At 60.9% G+C, this 17,275-nt stretch carries 24 protein-coding genes and 1 pseudogene; 10 read left to right on the top strand and 15 right to left on the bottom strand.

The window, feature by feature from the left end; genetic code table 11:
* Positions 1-19: 19 nt before the first annotated feature.
* The 10 genes and pseudogenes from ACOTYN_RS22540 to ACOTYN_RS22495 all read right to left on the bottom strand — a co-directional run.
* Positions 20-577 (bottom strand): recombinase family protein, encoded by a 558-nt coding sequence (locus ACOTYN_RS22540; protein ID WP_003100847.1) that lies wholly within the window; start codon positions 575-577, stop codon positions 20-22.
* Complete coding sequence (locus tag ACOTYN_RS22535) at positions 571-942, bottom strand: hypothetical protein (protein WP_021243030.1); 372 nt, start codon at positions 940-942, stop codon at positions 571-573. The genes ACOTYN_RS22540 and ACOTYN_RS22535 overlap by 7 nt, the downstream gene beginning before the upstream one ends.
* On the bottom strand, positions 939-1,439 hold the full coding sequence (locus tag ACOTYN_RS22530) for a hypothetical protein (RefSeq protein ID WP_003100856.1): 501 nt from the start codon (positions 1,437-1,439) through the stop codon (positions 939-941). The genes ACOTYN_RS22535 and ACOTYN_RS22530 overlap by 4 nt, the downstream gene beginning before the upstream one ends.
* Positions 1,436-1,762, bottom strand: coding sequence for a hypothetical protein (locus tag ACOTYN_RS22525; RefSeq protein ID WP_003100858.1), 327 nt, complete (start codon positions 1,760-1,762; stop codon positions 1,436-1,438). The genes ACOTYN_RS22530 and ACOTYN_RS22525 overlap by 4 nt, the downstream gene beginning before the upstream one ends.
* A 254-nt stretch (positions 1,763-2,016) precedes the next feature.
* Positions 2,017-2,373: a cupin domain-containing protein gene (locus tag ACOTYN_RS22520; RefSeq protein ID WP_000215515.1), complete on the bottom strand. Its 357-nt coding sequence runs from the start codon at positions 2,371-2,373 to the stop codon at positions 2,017-2,019.
* Positions 2,363-2,764 carry a DUF86 domain-containing protein gene (locus ACOTYN_RS22515; RefSeq protein WP_001293886.1) on the bottom strand — a complete coding sequence of 134 codons (402 nt, stop codon included), beginning with the start codon at positions 2,762-2,764 and terminating at the stop codon, positions 2,363-2,365. Before ACOTYN_RS22515 ends, ACOTYN_RS22520 begins: the two co-directional genes overlap by 11 nt.
* Entirely contained in the window at positions 2,761-3,051 is a 291-nt protein-coding gene (locus ACOTYN_RS22510; protein ID WP_001247892.1) for a nucleotidyltransferase family protein, read from the bottom strand. The genes ACOTYN_RS22515 and ACOTYN_RS22510 overlap by 4 nt, the downstream gene beginning before the upstream one ends.
* 134 nt (positions 3,052-3,185) lie before the next feature.
* Positions 3,186-3,761 (bottom strand): recombinase family protein, encoded by a 576-nt coding sequence (locus ACOTYN_RS22505; RefSeq protein WP_001173919.1) that lies wholly within the window; start codon positions 3,759-3,761, stop codon positions 3,186-3,188.
* Positions 3,762-3,887: 126 nt separating this feature from the next.
* Positions 3,888-4,136, bottom strand: coding sequence for a type II toxin-antitoxin system YafQ family toxin (locus tag ACOTYN_RS22500; protein ID WP_012585400.1), 249 nt, complete (start codon positions 4,134-4,136; stop codon positions 3,888-3,890).
* Between the two features lie 60 nt (positions 4,137-4,196).
* A pseudogene (locus ACOTYN_RS22495) lies at positions 4,197-4,316 on the bottom strand (LysR family transcriptional regulator); the annotation flags it as partial.
* 599 nt (positions 4,317-4,915) lie between these two features.
* Here ACOTYN_RS22495 and ACOTYN_RS22490 point away from each other — a divergent pair.
* On the top strand, positions 4,916-5,404 hold the full coding sequence (locus ACOTYN_RS22490; RefSeq protein ID WP_004099027.1) for a YkgB family protein: 489 nt from the start codon (positions 4,916-4,918) through the stop codon (positions 5,402-5,404).
* A gap of 557 nt (positions 5,405-5,961) precedes the next feature.
* Positions 5,962-6,456 carry a MarR family winged helix-turn-helix transcriptional regulator gene (locus tag ACOTYN_RS22485; RefSeq protein WP_004099028.1) on the top strand — a complete coding sequence of 165 codons (495 nt, stop codon included), beginning with the start codon at positions 5,962-5,964 and terminating at the stop codon, positions 6,454-6,456.
* 396 nt (positions 6,457-6,852) lie between these two features.
* Here the strand turns inward: ACOTYN_RS22485 and ACOTYN_RS22480 are convergent, their stop codons facing one another.
* From ACOTYN_RS22480 to ACOTYN_RS22470, 3 genes are read right to left on the bottom strand one after another with little or no spacing between them, the layout of a single operon-like run.
* The gene (locus ACOTYN_RS22480) at positions 6,853-7,878 is read right to left on the bottom strand and encodes a zinc-binding alcohol dehydrogenase family protein (protein ID WP_004357654.1); all 1,026 of its coding nucleotides are present in this window, start codon (positions 7,876-7,878) and stop codon (positions 6,853-6,855) included.
* Positions 7,878-8,441 carry a peptide-methionine (S)-S-oxide reductase MsrA gene (msrA, locus tag ACOTYN_RS22475; RefSeq protein ID WP_011191350.1) on the bottom strand — a complete coding sequence of 188 codons (564 nt, stop codon included), beginning with the start codon at positions 8,439-8,441 and terminating at the stop codon, positions 7,878-7,880. The genes ACOTYN_RS22480 and msrA (ACOTYN_RS22475) overlap by 1 nt, the downstream gene beginning before the upstream one ends.
* A 32-nt stretch (positions 8,442-8,473) precedes the next feature.
* Positions 8,474-9,706 (bottom strand): bifunctional alpha/beta hydrolase/OsmC family protein, encoded by a 1,233-nt coding sequence (locus ACOTYN_RS22470; RefSeq protein WP_004357650.1) that lies wholly within the window; start codon positions 9,704-9,706, stop codon positions 8,474-8,476.
* Positions 9,707-9,934: 228 nt separating this feature from the next.
* On the opposite strand from ACOTYN_RS22470, the gene ACOTYN_RS22465 reads away from it, so the two are divergent.
* The 8 genes from ACOTYN_RS22465 (at position 9,935) to ACOTYN_RS22430 (ending at position 15,470) form a co-directional block, all read left to right on the top strand.
* Positions 9,935-10,810 carry a LysR family transcriptional regulator gene (locus ACOTYN_RS22465; protein ID WP_011191349.1) on the top strand — a complete coding sequence of 292 codons (876 nt, stop codon included), beginning with the start codon at positions 9,935-9,937 and terminating at the stop codon, positions 10,808-10,810.
* 146 nt (positions 10,811-10,956) lie between these two features.
* The gene (msrB, locus tag ACOTYN_RS22460) at positions 10,957-11,418 is read left to right on the top strand and encodes a peptide-methionine (R)-S-oxide reductase MsrB (protein WP_259408564.1); all 462 of its coding nucleotides are present in this window, start codon (positions 10,957-10,959) and stop codon (positions 11,416-11,418) included.
* 1 nt (position 11,419) lies between these two features.
* Positions 11,420-11,959, top strand: a complete 540-nt coding sequence (gene msrA, locus ACOTYN_RS22455; RefSeq protein WP_004099036.1) for a peptide-methionine (S)-S-oxide reductase MsrA — start codon at positions 11,420-11,422, stop codon at positions 11,957-11,959.
* Positions 11,960-12,091: 132 nt separating this feature from the next.
* On the top strand, positions 12,092-12,796 hold the full coding sequence (locus ACOTYN_RS22450) for a glutathione S-transferase N-terminal domain-containing protein (protein WP_004099038.1): 705 nt from the start codon (positions 12,092-12,094) through the stop codon (positions 12,794-12,796).
* A complete protein-coding gene (locus ACOTYN_RS22445; protein WP_011191347.1) occupies positions 12,793-13,761 on the top strand; it encodes a magnesium and cobalt transport protein CorA in 969 nt (322 codons plus the stop codon). The genes ACOTYN_RS22450 and ACOTYN_RS22445 overlap by 4 nt, the downstream gene beginning before the upstream one ends.
* A gap of 91 nt (positions 13,762-13,852) precedes the next feature.
* Positions 13,853-14,425, top strand: a complete 573-nt coding sequence (locus ACOTYN_RS22440) for a hypothetical protein (RefSeq protein ID WP_004099040.1) — start codon at positions 13,853-13,855, stop codon at positions 14,423-14,425.
* 87 nt (positions 14,426-14,512) lie between these two features.
* Positions 14,513-14,962, top strand: coding sequence for a hypothetical protein (locus ACOTYN_RS22435; protein WP_004099042.1), 450 nt, complete (start codon positions 14,513-14,515; stop codon positions 14,960-14,962).
* 106 nt (positions 14,963-15,068) lie between these two features.
* Positions 15,069-15,470, top strand: a complete 402-nt coding sequence (locus tag ACOTYN_RS22430) for a RidA family protein (protein ID WP_004099044.1) — start codon at positions 15,069-15,071, stop codon at positions 15,468-15,470.
* Between the two features lie 30 nt (positions 15,471-15,500).
* Here the strand turns inward: ACOTYN_RS22430 and ACOTYN_RS22425 are convergent, their stop codons facing one another.
* Both ACOTYN_RS22425 and ACOTYN_RS22420 read right to left on the bottom strand, forming a co-directional pair.
* Positions 15,501-16,772 carry an MFS transporter gene (locus ACOTYN_RS22425; RefSeq protein ID WP_094935733.1) on the bottom strand — a complete coding sequence of 424 codons (1,272 nt, stop codon included), beginning with the start codon at positions 16,770-16,772 and terminating at the stop codon, positions 15,501-15,503.
* Positions 16,760-17,272 carry a DM13 domain-containing protein gene (locus tag ACOTYN_RS22420; RefSeq protein ID WP_004357637.1) on the bottom strand — a complete coding sequence of 171 codons (513 nt, stop codon included), beginning with the start codon at positions 17,270-17,272 and terminating at the stop codon, positions 16,760-16,762. The genes ACOTYN_RS22425 and ACOTYN_RS22420 overlap by 13 nt, the downstream gene beginning before the upstream one ends.
* Between the last annotated feature and the right edge of the window lie 3 nt (positions 17,273-17,275).

Genomic DNA, 17,275 nt, shown 5'->3' with positions numbered 1-17,275 from the left:
TCTCATTAAATAAAGCACGCTAAGCGTGCGTGGAGGCTGGCACCCAGCGGTACAGCGTCGGAATGGACACGCCGAGGTTCTTGGCCACGTCCTTGGGCGGCACCCCGCTGGCCAGCAGCTTCTTGGCCGACTCGATCTTGCTGTCGGTCATCTTCGGCTTGCGGCCGCCTTTGCGGCCGAGCTGCTTGGCGACTTCCAGCCCGGCGCGGGTGCGCTCGACGGTCAGCTCGCGCTCCATTTCGGCAAGGCTCGCCATGACGTGGAAGAAGAACCGCCCGGATGGTGTGCCGGTGTCGATGGAGTCGGTGAGGCTCCTGAACTGGACACCGTGCTTGTGCAGATCGCCGACCAGATCGACCAGTTGCTTGACCGACCGGCCCAGCCGGTCGAGCTTCCAGACGACCAAAGTATCGCCTTCGCGCAGCATTTCGAGCGTCTTGGCCAAGCCAGGCCGGTCTGCCCGCGTGCCACTCACCTTGTCCTCGAAGACCTTTTTACATCCGGCCTTGCTCAAGGCTTCGCGTTGCAGCTCCAGGTTCTGATCCTGCGTCGAGACGCGCGCATAGCCAATCAACATGGCTTGTCTCGCGCCCGGTCGATGCGTTCCTGCATCGCCTGCATCACTTCTTCGTGGGTGTACGATCTGGCGTTGGCGTCGGTGGCTTGCCGCAGGGCTTCCTCAACCTCGCGCGTCATCCGCTCGTAATCCTCCGGCCACAGCGCTTGCTCCATGCGCAGCGACGCCTGACTCAGCAGGTGCAGCAGGCTGAACAGCCGCATGTCGTTGGTGGCGACGATGCGCTCCCGAATCTGCTCCTGAATAGCTTCGCTAGCCCGATGCGCTTGTGGTGTGGCAGTCCCCTCGTAGTCAGCGGGGAATTCCGCTTCCTCGGCAATCCTTGCCCAGGCGCTGGCCAGCGCCTCGATGGTTGACGTGCTCATTTCCGCCGCTCCTGTGCTCTTTGGCGAATCAACCGGCCAAGGGGCCTCGACGCGAAAACCAGCAGCATCACGCCTATCGGATACCAGGTCGAGAAGACCACCAAGGCATCGAAGGCTGGCCGTCCGGTGTTGGTAGGCAGTACGGCGGTCACAGCCATCAACCCGCCGACCGTCCAGATGATGCGCCACACGTAGGGCATCACGCGGGGCACGTAGCCGTCATCGAAAGCGGTCTGGTAGTAGCGGCGCAGGCCGCGCTCGGCAAGCGCCTGGCGCTGCCGCTCCGACAGCGCATCCGTCCGGCCATACCAGCGCCGGAATGGTGGACAGCGCAGCAGCAAAGGGGTGAAGAGGATCATCACCGCCACGATCGCGACACCCCACGCCATGACGGCGCCGGCATCGGGCCGCTTGGCGTTCTCGATCACGGGCGCGAAGACGCCCGGAGCACCGATCATCCAGAACAGCGCAATGTGCTGATGGAAGGAGAGCTTCATTTGCTCATCCACTTGCGCAGCAGGCGCTTTTTCAGGGAGGCGCGTTCTTGCGGGTTGCGTCCCTTGTGATTGGCGATGCGATCCGCCGTGGCGGCCTGGCGCTTGACGGGCCAGTAGGAGCGGCCATCCTTGCCCATCGACCAGACGCTGCTGGCCTGGTTTTCCAGCAGGGGCAGATGGGCGCTCAGGGCTTCGGGCGACGCGCTGGTCAGCGCCGTGCGCTCACGGGTGCGCCAGCGCTGATGCCAGAGCTTCTTGTCCTCGCGCTCGCTGCCGCAGGTCGTGTGCCCGACGATGGGTGTTTTGCGGCGGCTGCGGCTCATAACGTAGTGGTCTCCAAGAACATTCAGGACTGATCCCAGGCGTCGATGGTCAAGACCTGATCGGCAGGACAGGCGGCTACGCGGTCGGGAACTGGATGGTGTTCAGTCTCATGCCGACCCCATTCGATTGATCGCGTCGCTTGCGGCACGCTGCGACGCAAGGAGGTTTGCGACCTGGTTTAGCAGCCGTGTCCGCTGCATGTCTGTTACCTATCTCCCCGACCGCTCATTGGACCAACTCCAGAGATTGGGCTCTATCGCTCAGCCAATACGAAACCGGCATTGGCTGATGCCACAACCGAGACTAACACAAATGGCTCGGTACCTGTATTTCGCGCCCCGTGCACTTGGCCCGGTCTTGCCACGGCTATCTCACCTTCCCTGAGGGCACGAACAATCCCATTGCCCTGAAAGTAATCAGCCATTCCCGACAAAACAGTCCACGTGTCTTGGCCGTGAGGATGAATGTGAGCCGCAATTTCCTGCCCGGGATGGACATGCCAAACCACGATAATTGAGTCTCGGGTTTCAAGCACAACGGAACGAATAGGCTCGCCTTCGGACGGCTGAACATACTCGGCTACAGAAAATATTCTCGATTCAACAGTCATCGGAGATCCCTCTTTCACAGTTGTCGTTACGGTCTTCATCGTCGGCATCCTGACGCACGGCGGGCAATTGCTGGAGCAACGCCGGCAGCCATTCCTGTACCGTCTCCCACACCACATCGAGGTTGATGTCGAAATAGCCGTGAGCCATGCGATTACGCATATTGCGCATGCTGCGCCACGGCACGTCGGCATGCGCCTGGGTGAACTCGACGTAGCCATCCATCACCTTTGTGGCCGCCTCGCCGATGACGATCAGGCTCATGATGACGGCCTGCTGGGTGCGCTTGTCGGCCAAGAAGTCGTCCTTGGCCATCCCTTCCACGAAGCTGCGCGCATCGGTTGCGGCCTGCTGAATGTGGTCGAGGTAATCGGGCAGGCGGTTCTCGCTCATATCGGTTGCGCCTCCGCGAGCACCTTGGCCCGGAACTTCGGCGGCAGGTCGCCGGGAGTCAGCAGATCGACGTCAACGCCGAGCAGCGATTTCAGTTCTTCTTCCAAATCGCCCAAGTCCAACAACGTGGCACCGGGCAGCGCATCGACCAACAGGTCGAGGTCGCTGCCATCCCGGTCGGTGCCATGCAGCACCGAGCCGAAGACGCGCGGGTTCGCGGCGCGAAAGCGGCCTACCGCTTCACGCACTGCGCTTCGCTTCATGTCAAGCACAACAGACGGTCGCATGCGCATCCTTTCTTATCGAAACTCGTTGAGATGATATGCAATCAAGAATAGAATTTCAAGAACTATTTTCGAGAATCGCAATGCCTTGATTCCCGTGCCGCGCTGTCGTTTTCAGAAGGCGACTGCACGAAATATCAGGAGTCGGCTGCACTGCCAGAACTGGCCGCCTGCAAGGCAGCGTAGAGAGCGGTTTTTCCTACCTTGAGGCGTGCGGCGGCCTCGCGGACATTCAAGCCGTTGGCGACAAGCTCCCGCGCTCGTTGCAACTTGTCGGCAGTGACAACCGGCTTGCGTCCGCCTTTGCGCCCGCGTGCGGCGGCAGCGGTCAACCCGGCCTTGGTGCGCTCGCGGATCAGGTCGCGCTCGAACTGGCCCAGCGCACCGAACACATGGAAGATGAGCCGTCCGCCCGGCGTGGTGGTGTCGATGTTTTCAGTCAACGAGCGGAAGCCGACGCCCCGTGCTTCCAGCTTGCCGACCGTCTCAATCAGGTGCGGCAGGGAGCGGCCAAGCCGATCCAGCCGCCAGACGACCAGCACATCGCCATCGCGCAGATAAGCCAGCGCATCGGCCAAGCCGGGCCGGTCTGCCTTGGCCCCGGATGCCGTGTCCTCGAAAACCCGTTCGCAGCCTGCATTGCGCAGCGCATCCGTCTGCAAGGCGGTGTCCTGTTCCGCCGTCGATACCCGCGCATAGCCGATGAGTGCCATTTCCGCCCATTTGTCCGTTATACCGTCCGCCTATCTTATTGTCCGTCATCCCGTTGCGCAAGATGTTTTCGGACAGGCGTCCGGTTTGGCCGCCTAATGATCGTTTGGCGGACAAGGCGACTGGCATCAGCCGAACAGCTCGCTATGGGAGCCAAGCCGCGCCAGTCGCAGGGTGTCGGCGTCGGACTTGCGGTAGATCAGCAGCAGGTCGGGCTTGATGTGGCATTCGCGGTAGCCCGCCCAATCGCCGGAAAGATCGTGGTCGCGGTATCGCACATCCAGGGGCTGATCGGTCGCCAGCGCGACCAGAACCGGCTTGAGGTCATCATTCGTGCAGCGGACTCCTGATACTGTTCGTTCAATAGACGACTGCACAACAGCCTTCAAACCGCGTTGTCTGGTGCAGTCGTCTTCTGAAAATGACAACAGCTGCACACGTCGGCTGACGGTGGATTGCGATATCGATAGGCGCTCCGCCGCTCGGCGGAAGCTGCCGGCCTCGGCGACCTGAACGGCGTACTTCAGGTATCGGAGATCAAGAGTCAGGTCGGGCATGAGACCCGTCCTATCATACCGGCGGTCTCATCGGCGAACCGCCTGCGCCCGGTGAGCGGCACCCATGCACGTCCACTTTCATCGAGCCCACCCCCGCTAGCGCCTGGGGAACGAGCACGTCCGTTGATCTCAGATGTGGAATCCGAGCTGAGCCCCTCAATGAGCATGACCATGTCCGAATCTGTCATAGATGCATGCGGCGGTCATACATTTTCACACGCTTGAAGTCTATGCGCGAAGCATATATTCTTGCGGTATGGAGCCTGAGGTTGCCAAGTACCATTTAGGTGCACTCGCGTTGGCCGTTGCAGACAGCATCGCCAGTGTCTCGGCCTCGTTTTCACCAAGCGGCCCGGGGACCGCCGTGATGGTGTTACTCAGCATGGAGCCCGGACTGCCGATCAGCGTTTTGGCTACCTCGATCGGGCTTTCTCATGCCGGGACGGTGCGATTGATCGAGTGAGGCAGCGAAGCGCGAGCCAGCCGCTCGACATATCTCGCTTATTAGTATATGCGTCGCGCATATACTGCAACGCCTGCCCGAAGCACGTAGACGACGTTCGTGACGTTCCCACGGGACCACTGTTGAGGAATTTTAGATGAGCATTTTCGACCGTTATGAATTTCTTGTCCCCGAGCACGGTCGGAGGGATCTTGGCCTGCTTAGATGGGCTCTCGTGATCGTATTTCTGTGGTTCGGCGCGATGAAGTTCACAGCGTACGAGGCCTATGGTATCGCCCCGTTTATCGAACACAGCCCGATCATGAATTGGCTCGGCATGTTCGGGACGCAGGGGCAAAGCTATTTCATCGGCGTTATCGAGTTATCGACCGGTCTCGTTCTGATCCTTGGTGCATTTCGTCCACTCTTCTCTGCGCTAGGCGCACTAATGTCAGCAGCGACCTATCTGATCACGCTGACCTTTTTCATCACCACTCCAGGTGTCGCGGAGCAGACTGCCGGCGGCTTTCCTGCGATTTCGGCTGCACCAGGGCAGTTTCTACTGAAGGACGCAGTTCTGCTAGCGGCGTCCCTCGTGCTGCTGCGTGCTTCGGTCCGCCACAGAGGGGCGCTTGTGCTCTCGTGACTGTGGTCCTCTCGTGACGGCGGGCGTGCAAATCCTGCAGAACCTCCGCGGGGCATGGATGCTCCGTCGCGATATCGAGCCCGGAGGCGCTCAGCTGCATGGCGACGCGGTCTTCGCCCGTTTCGCCGCAATCCCCGACGTCGTGGAGCACGGACTGTTCCTCAATGGGATTGATACAATCGTGATCGCGCGCGGTGACACGATGGAAGTGCGACGCCGGGGGCAAGCTAGGTCTCGCTGATCTGCACCTGCGCGGCCTGGATGACAGCGCTGACGCGGAGTGATTCTCGGGCGCGACCTACGGCGATTCCGAGCGAAAAGGCTTGCCCTATAGCCGCCAGGTATCAACGGTTCCGCGGCCTTAACGAGCCGGACCCGTTTTTTTCGGCGCGCTCGATCAGTCGAAATCCTCCGAAACCCTTCTAAAACAGGACATTTTCCACAAGCCGCGCGGAGGAAGAGGACCACGGTATGGCTTGCTGTCTATGCTCCGCGCACATATAGATGTGGCAATGGATGGACCTCGAGATCGAAACATTTTCGGGGCGTTCGCACTCATGATCAGCGACGACATCGTTCGCGCTAGTTCATCGCGGGCGCCGGAAGCTGGACCCGCCGCCTCAGCGCTGGCGTTGCTCGCGCACAAGCCCGGGCTCTCGATCCGTATGCTTGCGATCGGGGTGGGCCTTTCACATGCTGGAACTGTTCGCCTGGTGGATAGATTGGTAAGCGAGGGATTGATCGAGCGTAGGGAGCATTCGACAGACGGGCGCGCGCGATCCCTCTATCTTACTCCAACTGGCAAGGTCGCGAGCGACGAGGTCCTGGCCTCGCGCGATCAAGTGATTGCCGAAGGGCTATCGATCCTTAATCCAGACGAACTGAAAACCTTATCGGACATCGCTGAACGCGTTCTCCGAAATCGCTTGGAAAACCTCGAGCAGTCATACCGCATCTGCCGCTTGTGCTGCTACGAGGGCTGCACGAACTGCCCCGTCGATGCCGAATTGCATGAGCGAGGTGTGGACCGCGAGAAGAACGACGACGCGTAGGAGACTCGCAATTGCGGCAGCTCAACGCTGCTCAGATGGCGGGGCTTCATAATGTCAGCGAGCCTACCATCAGCCGCATTCTTTTGGCTACGCGTCAAGCCGGCCGATCGGGCATGGCGGTCTCATTCTAATATGTCGGTGATCGCCCCACTTTTAGCCGCTCAATTGATCGGAACGCGGTTTCGGAAGCGGCCGTTCAAACCACTCGCTGCATTCCCATTTCTCTATGTCCGATAGGTAGTTTCGGGGAAAAGCAGTCGGGAACAGGTTTCGGGAACGCATGCTCCGGCAGGAGCGCAGCGCGCGTCCCAAACGCGTTTTCCCGGTAGAGCTTCCCAATCGGCAAAGTGCGGGCCACCTCAGACTGCGAACGCGAAAAACCGCCTGGCTGGTCACTCAAGGCAGGGTAACGACGATTTTCGCTGCGGATACACCCGCCTTCAGGGCTTCCAAGGCAGCCTGGAGCATTTCAAGGCCCTGGCCCACGATCTTCGCCGGAGGGGCGGGGACGAACGTGCGCGCCGCGAGAGCCTGCGGCAGGAATTCGCGGTAGATCATTGGACCAACCTCGTCATCCTTGAGGCTCGTCCCGGAGATGTGCGTCGCCTCGACTCCAAATGAACGCTCGTCGGGCGGGGCCAGCGTCGCTGCCACCCGGCGCGAGCCCTCGCATCTCGCAACTACGGCAAAACAGTCTTTCATGTGACCGGTCGCGTGAAGCGTTCCAGCGAGACTGCGCCCGCGCATTGCCTCAATCACGTCTTCCACGATGGCTGGACTCGAGTGGTCAAGAACCTCGCTTGCACCCAGCTCCTTCAACAGGCCGACGTTGCGCGCCGAAGCGGTGGCGACGCACCTGTAGCCCGACGCCACCGCGAGCTGGATGGCGTTGCAGCCAACGCTCGACGATCCACCCCAGACCAGAACGACCTCTGGACGCGCGGTCGGCGAGTGTAACGGTGGCGCGAGAGCCAACTGTGTCCGTCCGTAGAGCCCGCTTGCGGCGGTGCCAAGGCCAAGCGGGAGGACTGCCGCATCAGCGAAGGCAATGTTGTTGGGGATCGGCGCCGCCATGTGGTCCAGCACGATCGTGTGGTGCTGGAACGCACCCTGCGCAGGTTGATTTACGGTTGTCCCGACCGCCTGTCCGATGACTCGATCGCCGACCTTGAACCGCTCGACCGCGCCACCGACCGCCGCGACCTCACCGGAGACGTCGCTGCCGAGAATCGCGGGATAGTCGAGCCATGGCAAAAGCGCGACGTCCTGCAGAATCCAGTCGAGTGGGTTGATCGCGATGGCCGCGTTGCGGATCAATATCTCGTTCGCCGCCAGATGCGGCAGAGCGGTGACACCGATCCTCAGTGGCTGCCCCGGCGCTTTCTGCCAGGCGGCCTGATTAGTCACGGTTTCGGTCATCATCAACTCTTTCTGTCAAGTATTACAGCTGGGCGTTCGTCTGAGCGGTCCAACCGCCAGGTCGGGCGCACGAAGTGGCAGCTATAGCCCCCAGGATAGCGCACCAGGTATTCTTGGTGCTCTGGCTCCGCCTCCCAAAAGGGTTCTTCTGGGTTGATCTCCGACACGACCGGGCCTGGCCAGCTTCCTGATGCCTCGATTTCCGCGATGGTTGTGAGGGCGACTTCCTTCTGCACTTCGGTGGTGTAGAAAATCGCCGATCGATAGCTCGGACCGACATCGCTGCCTTGTTGCTCGTAGGTCGTGGGGTCATGTATCTGGAAGAAGAGTTCCAAGAGCGAGCGATAGGCGAGAACGGAAGGGTCGAAGGTCACTTCCACTGCTTCCGCATGGCCGTAATGTCTCGCGTAGGTCGGATCAGGCATTTCTCCGCCTGTGTAACCGACACGCGTCGAAATGACTCCCCTGGCTCGGCGCAGCAAATCCTCCATGCCCCAGAAGCAGCCGCCTGCGAGAATTGCTCGCTCTGTCGCGGCCGCCCTATTGCCGGTAGGCGATTGGCTCACAGTCCGTTCGCCCTCCTCCGTGTGCGCCACGGTCAAGCCAGCCTCGCGGGATCCGCAGCCTGACTGGCGCTCAAGAGCTCGGTCTGCACGTCCGAACCCCGGATGAGACTCAGATCGACGGGACACCGATCAGCGATCGCGAGGATCCGAGCGCGCTGATCATCACTCAGCGGCCCATCGAGGACAATGGTGCGGGTGAACCGGTCGGGTGGCATCATGTCCGGCACCTTCTCGTGCTGCACGGTCGTGCTCGCCCGTTCGAGCGGAAAGCCCTTGCGGTTCGCATAGAGACGCATCGTCATCACCGTGCAGGCTGCGAGGCCGGCAGATACGAGTTCGTAGGGAGATAGTCCGGTCCCGAGGCCACCGACCGATGCTGGCTCGTCGGCGAACAGAGTGTGCTCGCCGCTGCGGACCTTGAGCTGGAACGTCCCTGCAAGAGTTTCGGTGGAGACGACGCCCTCCGCAACCTCGACCTGCGGAAGATCCGCGCTGAGTGGTGGGAGAAAGCGGCTCGCCCAAACCGCCACCATGGCCGCGGCGTAGTTCGCGTCCGCGACGTCGGTGAGAAGGTGATCCGCGTTGTCGAGCGAGATGAAGCTTTTAGGGTGCCTGGACGCGACGAAGATGCGCGACGCGTGGTCGATGCCGACCACCTGATCCAGCGGAGAGTGCATGACCAGCACCGGCCGTCGCAGGGAGGCAATGGCCTTCTCGACGTCGATCCCCTCAACCGCCTCAAGGAACCCTCGGCGAATGAGGAAGGGCCTACCGGCAATCTCCACCGAGGCCTCGCCCTCGCTCGCGATGGTGTCCAGATCATTCGGTCCGAAGAGGCGCAAGATATGCTGAAGGTCGGCCGGCGCACCAATCGTCGCTACCGCCGCAATATCAGGCATGTCGGCGGCGGCTACGATCGCAGCGGTGCCACCCAGGCTGTGCCCGACGAGGAGGGACGGTGACATGCCCGCCGCCGCCATCGCATTTGCGGCGGCCCGAAGGTCCTCGACGTCCGACGCGAAGTTCACAGGTTCTCCCGTCCCACCGCCGATCCCGGTCCCGGCGAAATCGAACCTCAAGACCCCGATGCCCGCACGCGACAGCGCGCGCGAGATGTGAACAGCGGCGCGACTGTCTTTCCCGCACGTGAAGCAGTGGGCGAAGATCGCCCAGCCCCGCGGCGTCCCTTCCGGCGGTTCGAGGTGCCCGGACAGCGGAGAGCCAGCCCCACTGACAAACGTAAATGATCTTCCTGCCATGTCCATCAAACCTCCAGCACGCGGCTTGGCGGTTGCGCTCTCAGAACCTTCGACGGAGCTGAGCGGAGCGCACCGCCAACCGGTAATCGTCATCTCAGGCTATCATTTATATGTCTGGCGCATATAGACAAGCCCCTATACCATGATTATATGCGCCAAGCATACTTCTGCGACCTGCTTTCCAAAGGCGGTCTCACGGAAGAGGTATCAGTCAGGCGCGTGGGCCAAAGGACTATGGAACTCAATCAAGTCAGCTATTTCATCAACTTGGCCGAGACGCTGAATTTCACAGCGGCCGCTCGCTTGAGCGGTGTGTCACAGCCAAGTCTGACCCGCGCGATCCGCCGCTTGGAAGATGAGCTTGGCGGGCCGCTGATCTATCGCGACGGGAAGAACAGCCGCCTGACTGGCCTTGGCCATGACGTCGAGGCAGAATTCCGGCGCATGGTGGTCGCGATGAAGAGCGTTCGCAATCACTCGGAGCACTGGGCGATGGGGGGGCACCGCGTGCTGGATGTCGCCGTCGCGCCCACCGTCGGACCAAAGGAATTTACGGCATTCTTCGAGAGCGCATTGGCGGAGATGCCATCCATCGAAATCAAGCTGCACTCGCTCCAGTCGAACGAGGACACATCGGAGGTGCTTTCAGGAAAATACCACGCGTGCATCATGCCGCGTGAAACAAGACCGGAACGCAAGCTGGATGTGCATCCTCTATTTCGGGAGCGCTTCGTGCTCGGCTGTTCTGCAAACCATCCCTTGGCTGCCAACGAGATCGTGCGCGGCGAAGACCTGCTCGAGTTTCCTTTCGTCGATCGCCTGAAATGCGAGTTTCGCGATCGGATCCTCGATCACTTCGCGCGACGGGACTTGCTCATGCGACCTCGCTTTCGATCAGATCGCGAGGACTGGGTGCAACGGGTCGTCGCTGACGGCCACGCCATATGCATTCTTCCGGAACGATCGCCGACCGTGCAAGGCCTCGTCACTCGGCCGATCGACGGATTTGTCTTGGAGCGCGAAGTCGTGATCGCGACAGTATCCGGCTCCACGGCAACGGTCGAGATACGGAACATCGCGCAGCTGGCAGCCCGGTATGAGTGGAACTGAATCACGACGTGAAGAGCTTCGGCGCTATGGAAACTATACGCGCAGCGTATTGGATAAATCTGGGGCGCACTGCTATAGTCGGCGCAATGACTGCAAAGATAAATGACAGTGTGTCGAGCTCTCTAGATTAATTATTGGAGACTATCATGAAGTTTGAGAAGTCACAGGCAGCAGTTGACCGCCTGACCCCCGAGCAACGCCGGATTACCCAGGATTCGGGGACCGAAAGGCCCTTCACGGGTGAGCACAACGACAACAAGGAGCCTGGCATCTACGTCGACATAGTGTCGGGAGAGCCGCTGTTCGCTTCAACGGACAAGTTCGCTTCAACGGACAAGTTCGATTCGGGTACTGGCTGGCCCAGCTTCACCAAGCCGATCGTTCCGGCAAACGTGAACGAGGTGCGGGACAGTGCACACGGCATGGTCCGGACGGAGGTCAGGTCGGTACACGCCGACAGCCATCTGGGCCACGTTTTCCCGGACGGTCCTTCCGACCGCGGCGGTCTGCGCTACTGCATCAACTCTGCGTCCCTTCGCTTCATCCCGCGCGACGAGATGGAGTCCGAGGGATACGGTGAATATCTCGATCAAGTAGAGGAGGCTTAACATGCATCAGCGCGCTGTTCTCGCAGGAGGATGTTTCTGGGGCATGCAGGATCTGATCCGCAAGCGGCCCGGCATCATCTCGACCCGTGTGGGTTACACGGGCGGCGATATTCCGAACGCCACGTATCGTAATCACGGCACGCATGCCGAGGGGATCGAGATTGTCTTCGACCCGACAGTGACGAGCTACCGGCACATCCTGGAATTCTTCTTCCAGATCCACGATCCGACGACGCTGAACCGCCAGGGCAATGATCGTGGGCTCTCCTACCGGTCGGGCATCTATTATGTCGACGAGGAGCAGAAGCGCGTCGCCGAGGATACGATCGCCGATGTGGATGCCTCGGGGCTGTGGGATGGCAAAGTGGTGACCGAGGTCCAGCCGGTCGGCGAGTTCTGGGAGGCCGAGCCCGATCACCAGGATTATCTGGAGAAGCGGCCGGGCGGCTACACCTGCCACTTCGTCCGTCCCGACTGGGTTCTTCCAAAGCGGCATGAGGCCGGCGATGTGAGCCCTGCGGCCGGGGCTGCAGCGGAATAGGCTTCGCTGCCGTTAGTGCCGCGCCGATCCGGTTCGCAACCTCCGACGACCGCGTCAATCGACGCGGTCGTCGAACCCGGCCTTGAAGCAGATCATTCCATTCAGCCGCCGTCGCAGTGCCAGGATCCAGATATGACAGACCTCTCCTCCTTTCCCATCACGCAGCGCTGGCCAGCATCTTATCCGGATCGCTTGCAACTATACGCGGCCCCCACGCCCAACGGCGTCAAGGTCTCGATGATGCTGGAGGAGACTGGCCTGCCGTATGAGCCCCACTTCGTCGACATCTCGAACAACGAGTCGAAGGATCCAGCGTTCGTGTCGTTGAATCCCAACGGCCGCATACCCGCGATCATCGATCCGGCTGGCCCTGACGGCCAGCCCATTGGCATATGGGAAACCGGTGCGATCCTCATCTATCTGGCCGACAAGACGGGGCAGCTCATCTCAACAACACCCGCCCAGCGGTACGAGACTCTGGCCTGGGTGTTCTTTCAGGTGTCGGGCGTTGGGCCGACCTTCGGACAGCTAGGCTTTTTCCTGCGATTTGCCGGCAAGGACTATGAGGACAAGCGACCTCGGCAGCGCTTTGTTGATGAATCCAGGCGTCTTCTCGGGGTCCTGGATCACCGGCTGGAGGGCCGCGAATGGATTGTCGATGATTACTCGATCGCGGACATTGCGACGTTTGGCTGGGTGAATGCGCTGGTCGAATTCTACGCAGCGGGCGACATCCTCGGCCTAAGCAGCTATTCGAACGTGCAGGCATGGCTCGAACGCGGGCTGGCGCGACCGGCTGTACAGCGTGGCCTGCGAATTCCTGCGAGGCCTGCATGACCATTATCGCCGCATATTATTACAACGAAGGTAAGCGAGTCCGTGAAATCAGGCTCGATGAGCACGTCGAACTAAACGAGAATCGCTCGGGCTTCTGCTGGATCGCGCTTAGCGAGCCCACCGCAGACGAACTCAGCGCGATCCAGACGACGTATAACCTCCATCCTTTGGCGATCGACAACGCCATGCACCCGCTGTGCCCGCCCAAGCTCGAGGTCTACAACGATGAGTTGTACGTCGTCGCCCAGACCGCCGAGCTGGTCGGCGACCGGATCAGCTACGGCAAGATGGCGATCTTCACCGGTCACAATCACCTTATCACCGTGCGGCACGGCAATGCCGGAGCGCTGGGCAAACTTCGGGAGCAACTCGAGGCATCGCCGACGCAGTTCGGCAAGGGTGTCGACTATGTGCTGCACGCGATCTTGCACCGAGTGGTCGACCAGTATCTGCCCATCTTCGAAATGATCGAGGACGACGTCCTGGCGATGGAGCGACGGTCGCTGCACGATTTCCTCGGGCCAGAAGAGGTGGCGCGAATCTTCGAACTAAGGTCCGAACTCACGCGGTTCCAGCGCACGCTCGGGGCTATGGCCGAGCTGGTGCGAAAGCTCGTTCGCGGCCACTTTCCCTGCATCAGCGCCGAAATGACACCATATTTCCACGACGTCGCGGACCATGTCCACCGCGTGCAGTCCATGGTCGACGGCCTCCTGCTTATCCTGTCCACGGTCTTCGAGGCCAGCAGCCTTCTGGAAGCGCAAAGGATCGGTGTGGTCACTCGCCAGCTCGCGGCCTGGGCGGCGATCTTGGCGGTCCCGACGGCGATCGCCGGAATATATGGCATGAACTTCAAGCACATGCCGGAACTGGACACGCCATATGGCTACTTCGTCGTGCTCGGAGTGATAGCGGTGTTCTGCCTTCTCCTATTCATGCGCTTCAAGAAGGCCAAGTGGCTATGAGTAACGCACTTCGCGAGCTTCTCCGTCCGCCGAGTCACAGCGCGCTTTGTGCGCGAGCGTGTCCAATCCAGTTCAAGATGAAGGTGCTTCCATGACCTCCCAGGTGACCGACGTTCTAGAAGCAGTCCAGTCATTCATCGCCAAAGGCTATGACCGCGAATACCGCGTCAAGGACGGCAATCTCGTCGATCTCGAACTAGGGTCAACCCTCGATGCATGCAGCATTCGCGTCGATGCGGCGTTGCGCCTCGAGAGCGGGGACGACGGCGAAGATGCCTCCAACATCTACGCGATCACCGATCCGGCGACAGAGCATAAAGGCCTGTTGATCGACGCCTTCGACGTGTTCCACGAAATCTGCCCCCGCGACTTGTCCGAGCGCCTTGTGGCGCATCGGGAAACAGCACCGGCAGGTGACCAGGACGCGCCGAGCAAGCACGGACTACGGAAAGTCTACAAGAGCGAGTTTCACAGCGATCCCGAGCGTTACGTTCTGCGCGAGGGCTTTCCAGACTTCCCGCCATGCCCTTTCGGCCAATCCTTCAGCATCCTCGGCTTCGATACCGCCGAGCAGGAATATGTCTGGCTCGTCACGAGCATCATTCGAGATCCTCGGCTGATCAGGGTTCCATACCAGGGCGAAGACGTCATCAGCGACGAATAGCGGTGTCGCTTAGCCGGAAAGGCTGGCCTTCCTGGCCCACACATCTGCAGGCTGAACTTTAAGAACATCGAAAATTAGGAGGTGATTATGGACTGGAACAAGGACCACATACGAGAAACTATGCTCTTGCTGGAGACAGCAGCGTTGCACAGCGCTCGCGAAAACTACCTGGACTATGTCTCTACCGCTCGGCTCGATCGGAGCGAACCGATCGAAAACGACGAACTAGCTCAGGCCGAGGTCGCGAGCGACTTCGCTGAAGCGCTCGATGACACGCTCCATGACTACGCCAATAAACTCGAAAAGCTCAGGACGATCGATTTCGGCCCCAAGTTGGCCGTCAACGAAGGCGCTGTCGTCAAGCTGTCCGGCCGCCACTTTGTGATCGCGGTGTCAACGAGCAAGTTTACCTGTCAGGGGCGTGAGCTCATGGGCATTTCCACGATGGCGCCGATCTTCGAAGCGATCGAGGGTGCCCGAGCCGGGGAGACCGTGCAGTTCAACGGCCGGGACCTCACCGTAGAAGACGTGGAATAAAGCCCTCCACCGCAGCCGGCGCGCTAGTGCCGAACGCCCTGCATCTCTTTCTGCATGCATACGGTCACTTGCAGCCGCGTTGACCTGGCTCATCAAAGGCAAACTCATGACAACACCTTCATTCTTCATCACCCCCGGATACGGGACGCGCCTGCATGACGCGCTTCATTATTCTCAGGCAATGCGCATTGGTGACCGCGTGGAGATCTCCGGACAGGGCGGATGGAACGACGATCTCGTCATTCCGGAGTCGATTGAGGAAGAGATCGAGCAGGCGTTCAAGAACGTGGAACGGACGCTCGCGACCGCCGGAGCACGCTGGCCGCATGTGGTCCACGTCAATTCCTATCACGTCGGTGGATTCCCTCCCGTGATCAACGAAACAATGGCCAAGCTGTATCGCCACTACATGCCCGACCGCGCTCCAATCTGGACGCAGTTGGGAATCGAAGCGCTGGGGCTTCCAACCATGCGTATCGAAATTCGCGTAACAGCTATCATCGCCTGACCCCGCGGTTCGTGCAGGCGCCGTGCCGCGCTAATCCCGCACGCCCTGCGCCCGCTTCTCCATGCATATCATCGTATCGAGAGATCCGGTTATCATCGGCGTGCTCGGAGAACGGGGGGCCGCCTTGGCCTGGTTGGTGCGCCTCGGCTGCCTGCGGGCGATGGCCAGCACTGCCAGGAGCGTGAGCAACGCCGCCGCATAAAGGAACAGGCCGCCAGGGCCGACGATATTCATTGCAGCTGCTCCTATTAGGGGGCCAGCGGCTGTCCCGATCCCGTTGAGCAACAGAAGCCCGCGCGCGGTGCCGAGTAGCCGACCGGCCGGAAGATCGTCGTTTGCGACGGCGAGACACAACGAATAAATCGGGATGCCAAAGCCGCCGAACAGCGCACCTGCCGCAAGGAGCAGCGGCAGAGGCGCTTCCACCGCCAACGCTACGCCGATGGCAGACGCTGCGGACGCCAGCGCCGCACCGGCGATGACAAGATTCCGGGGCACTCGATCCGAAAGCCAACCGAGTGGCCAATGGAAGGCGAGCGTTCCACCAAGAACCGCAGCCATGAAGGCGGAGATACCGCCCACATCGAGGCCGATGCTCTGGGCGAAGTTCGCGCCCATGCCCCAGAAACCACCGATAGCCAGGCCGGCCAGGAAAGCGCCAGCCGCAGCGAGAGGTGATACGAGGACGAGGTCCCTGAACGCGACCCATTCCTGTTCCACCTGGGCCGGCGGATGACTGGGCAGCAAGGTGATCGGAACCACCGCCGCTGATATCAGCAGCGACACGATGAGGAACAATGTCACGTCGGCGGGCGGTGCGATGTTGAGTAACGCCTGCCCGATTGCCCATGAGCCCATAGAGACAACTCCGAATATCGACAGGAGCTGCCCGCGTGTGGATGGCAATGCGTGGGCGTTGAGCCAACTCTCCGTTGCGAGGATCATGCCCGCGTAGGCGAAGCCGGTAATCAGGCGAAGCGGCATCCAGGCGATCGGCTCCACGAACGCCACATGGAGAAGGGCGGTCATCGAGGCAATGGCCGCGAAGCCGGCGAAGGTTCTGACATGTCCCACGGAGACGATGATCGGTGGCAACACGAGCGCGCCGATCGTGAAACCCGCGAAATAGAAGGACATCATCGCGCTGATCGCGCCGGTCGAGAACCCCTTATGGCCGGCTCTCACGATCAGGAGCGTGCTCAGCAGGCCATTGCCCAGCAGCAGAGCGGCGACGCTCAGCAGCAGCGCCGCCACCGGCGCGAGAACGAGGCCGCGCTTGCCCGCCGACCTCATGGTATCCATCGCCGGGCTCGTTCTCGGGCCTGACTTGAGGGTTGATACTCTGCCGCACTGATGAACTGGTCGAATGCTTCGCACCAGATGACGACCGTGTTGTAGTCACGGACATCGATGCCGGCAGGCACCTCGACGATGAAGCCGTTGAACGTCTTCACATCGCCCACGCGGACTGATCTGTCCTTGATTAGGAGAAAGGCCTCCTTCGTGTCGACGAAACGTGGTGCGAGGTAGAGCTTGTAGTCGGGACCAGGGGCGAGGCGCCCGATATGGGCGATACGGTCGCGCGAGACCCGGATCTCGCCTTCCCCCCAGTGAAGCAGGTCGCTGCCTTTGAGATCGCGGGCCAGACGCCCTGCGTAGAGCGTCTCGGCTGAGATGGTCCGCAAGGCCGCCGCGTCCGGGGCCTGGGGGGCGGTCAGGATCGGCAGCGTGTAGACACCGCCCGCGAAGCCCATGGCGAGCATCGCGAGATGGGTGGCAATCAGGATGACCCAGCGCCGCATCGG

The sequence above is a fragment of the Enterobacter cloacae complex sp. IR5458 genome, assembly GCF_049238025.1.
GTDB classification, from domain to species: Bacteria; Pseudomonadota; Gammaproteobacteria; order Enterobacterales; family Enterobacteriaceae; genus Enterobacter; species Enterobacter kobei.
Note: the sequence above shows the minus strand (reverse complement) of the source record. Positions and strands in the feature narration are given on the sequence as shown.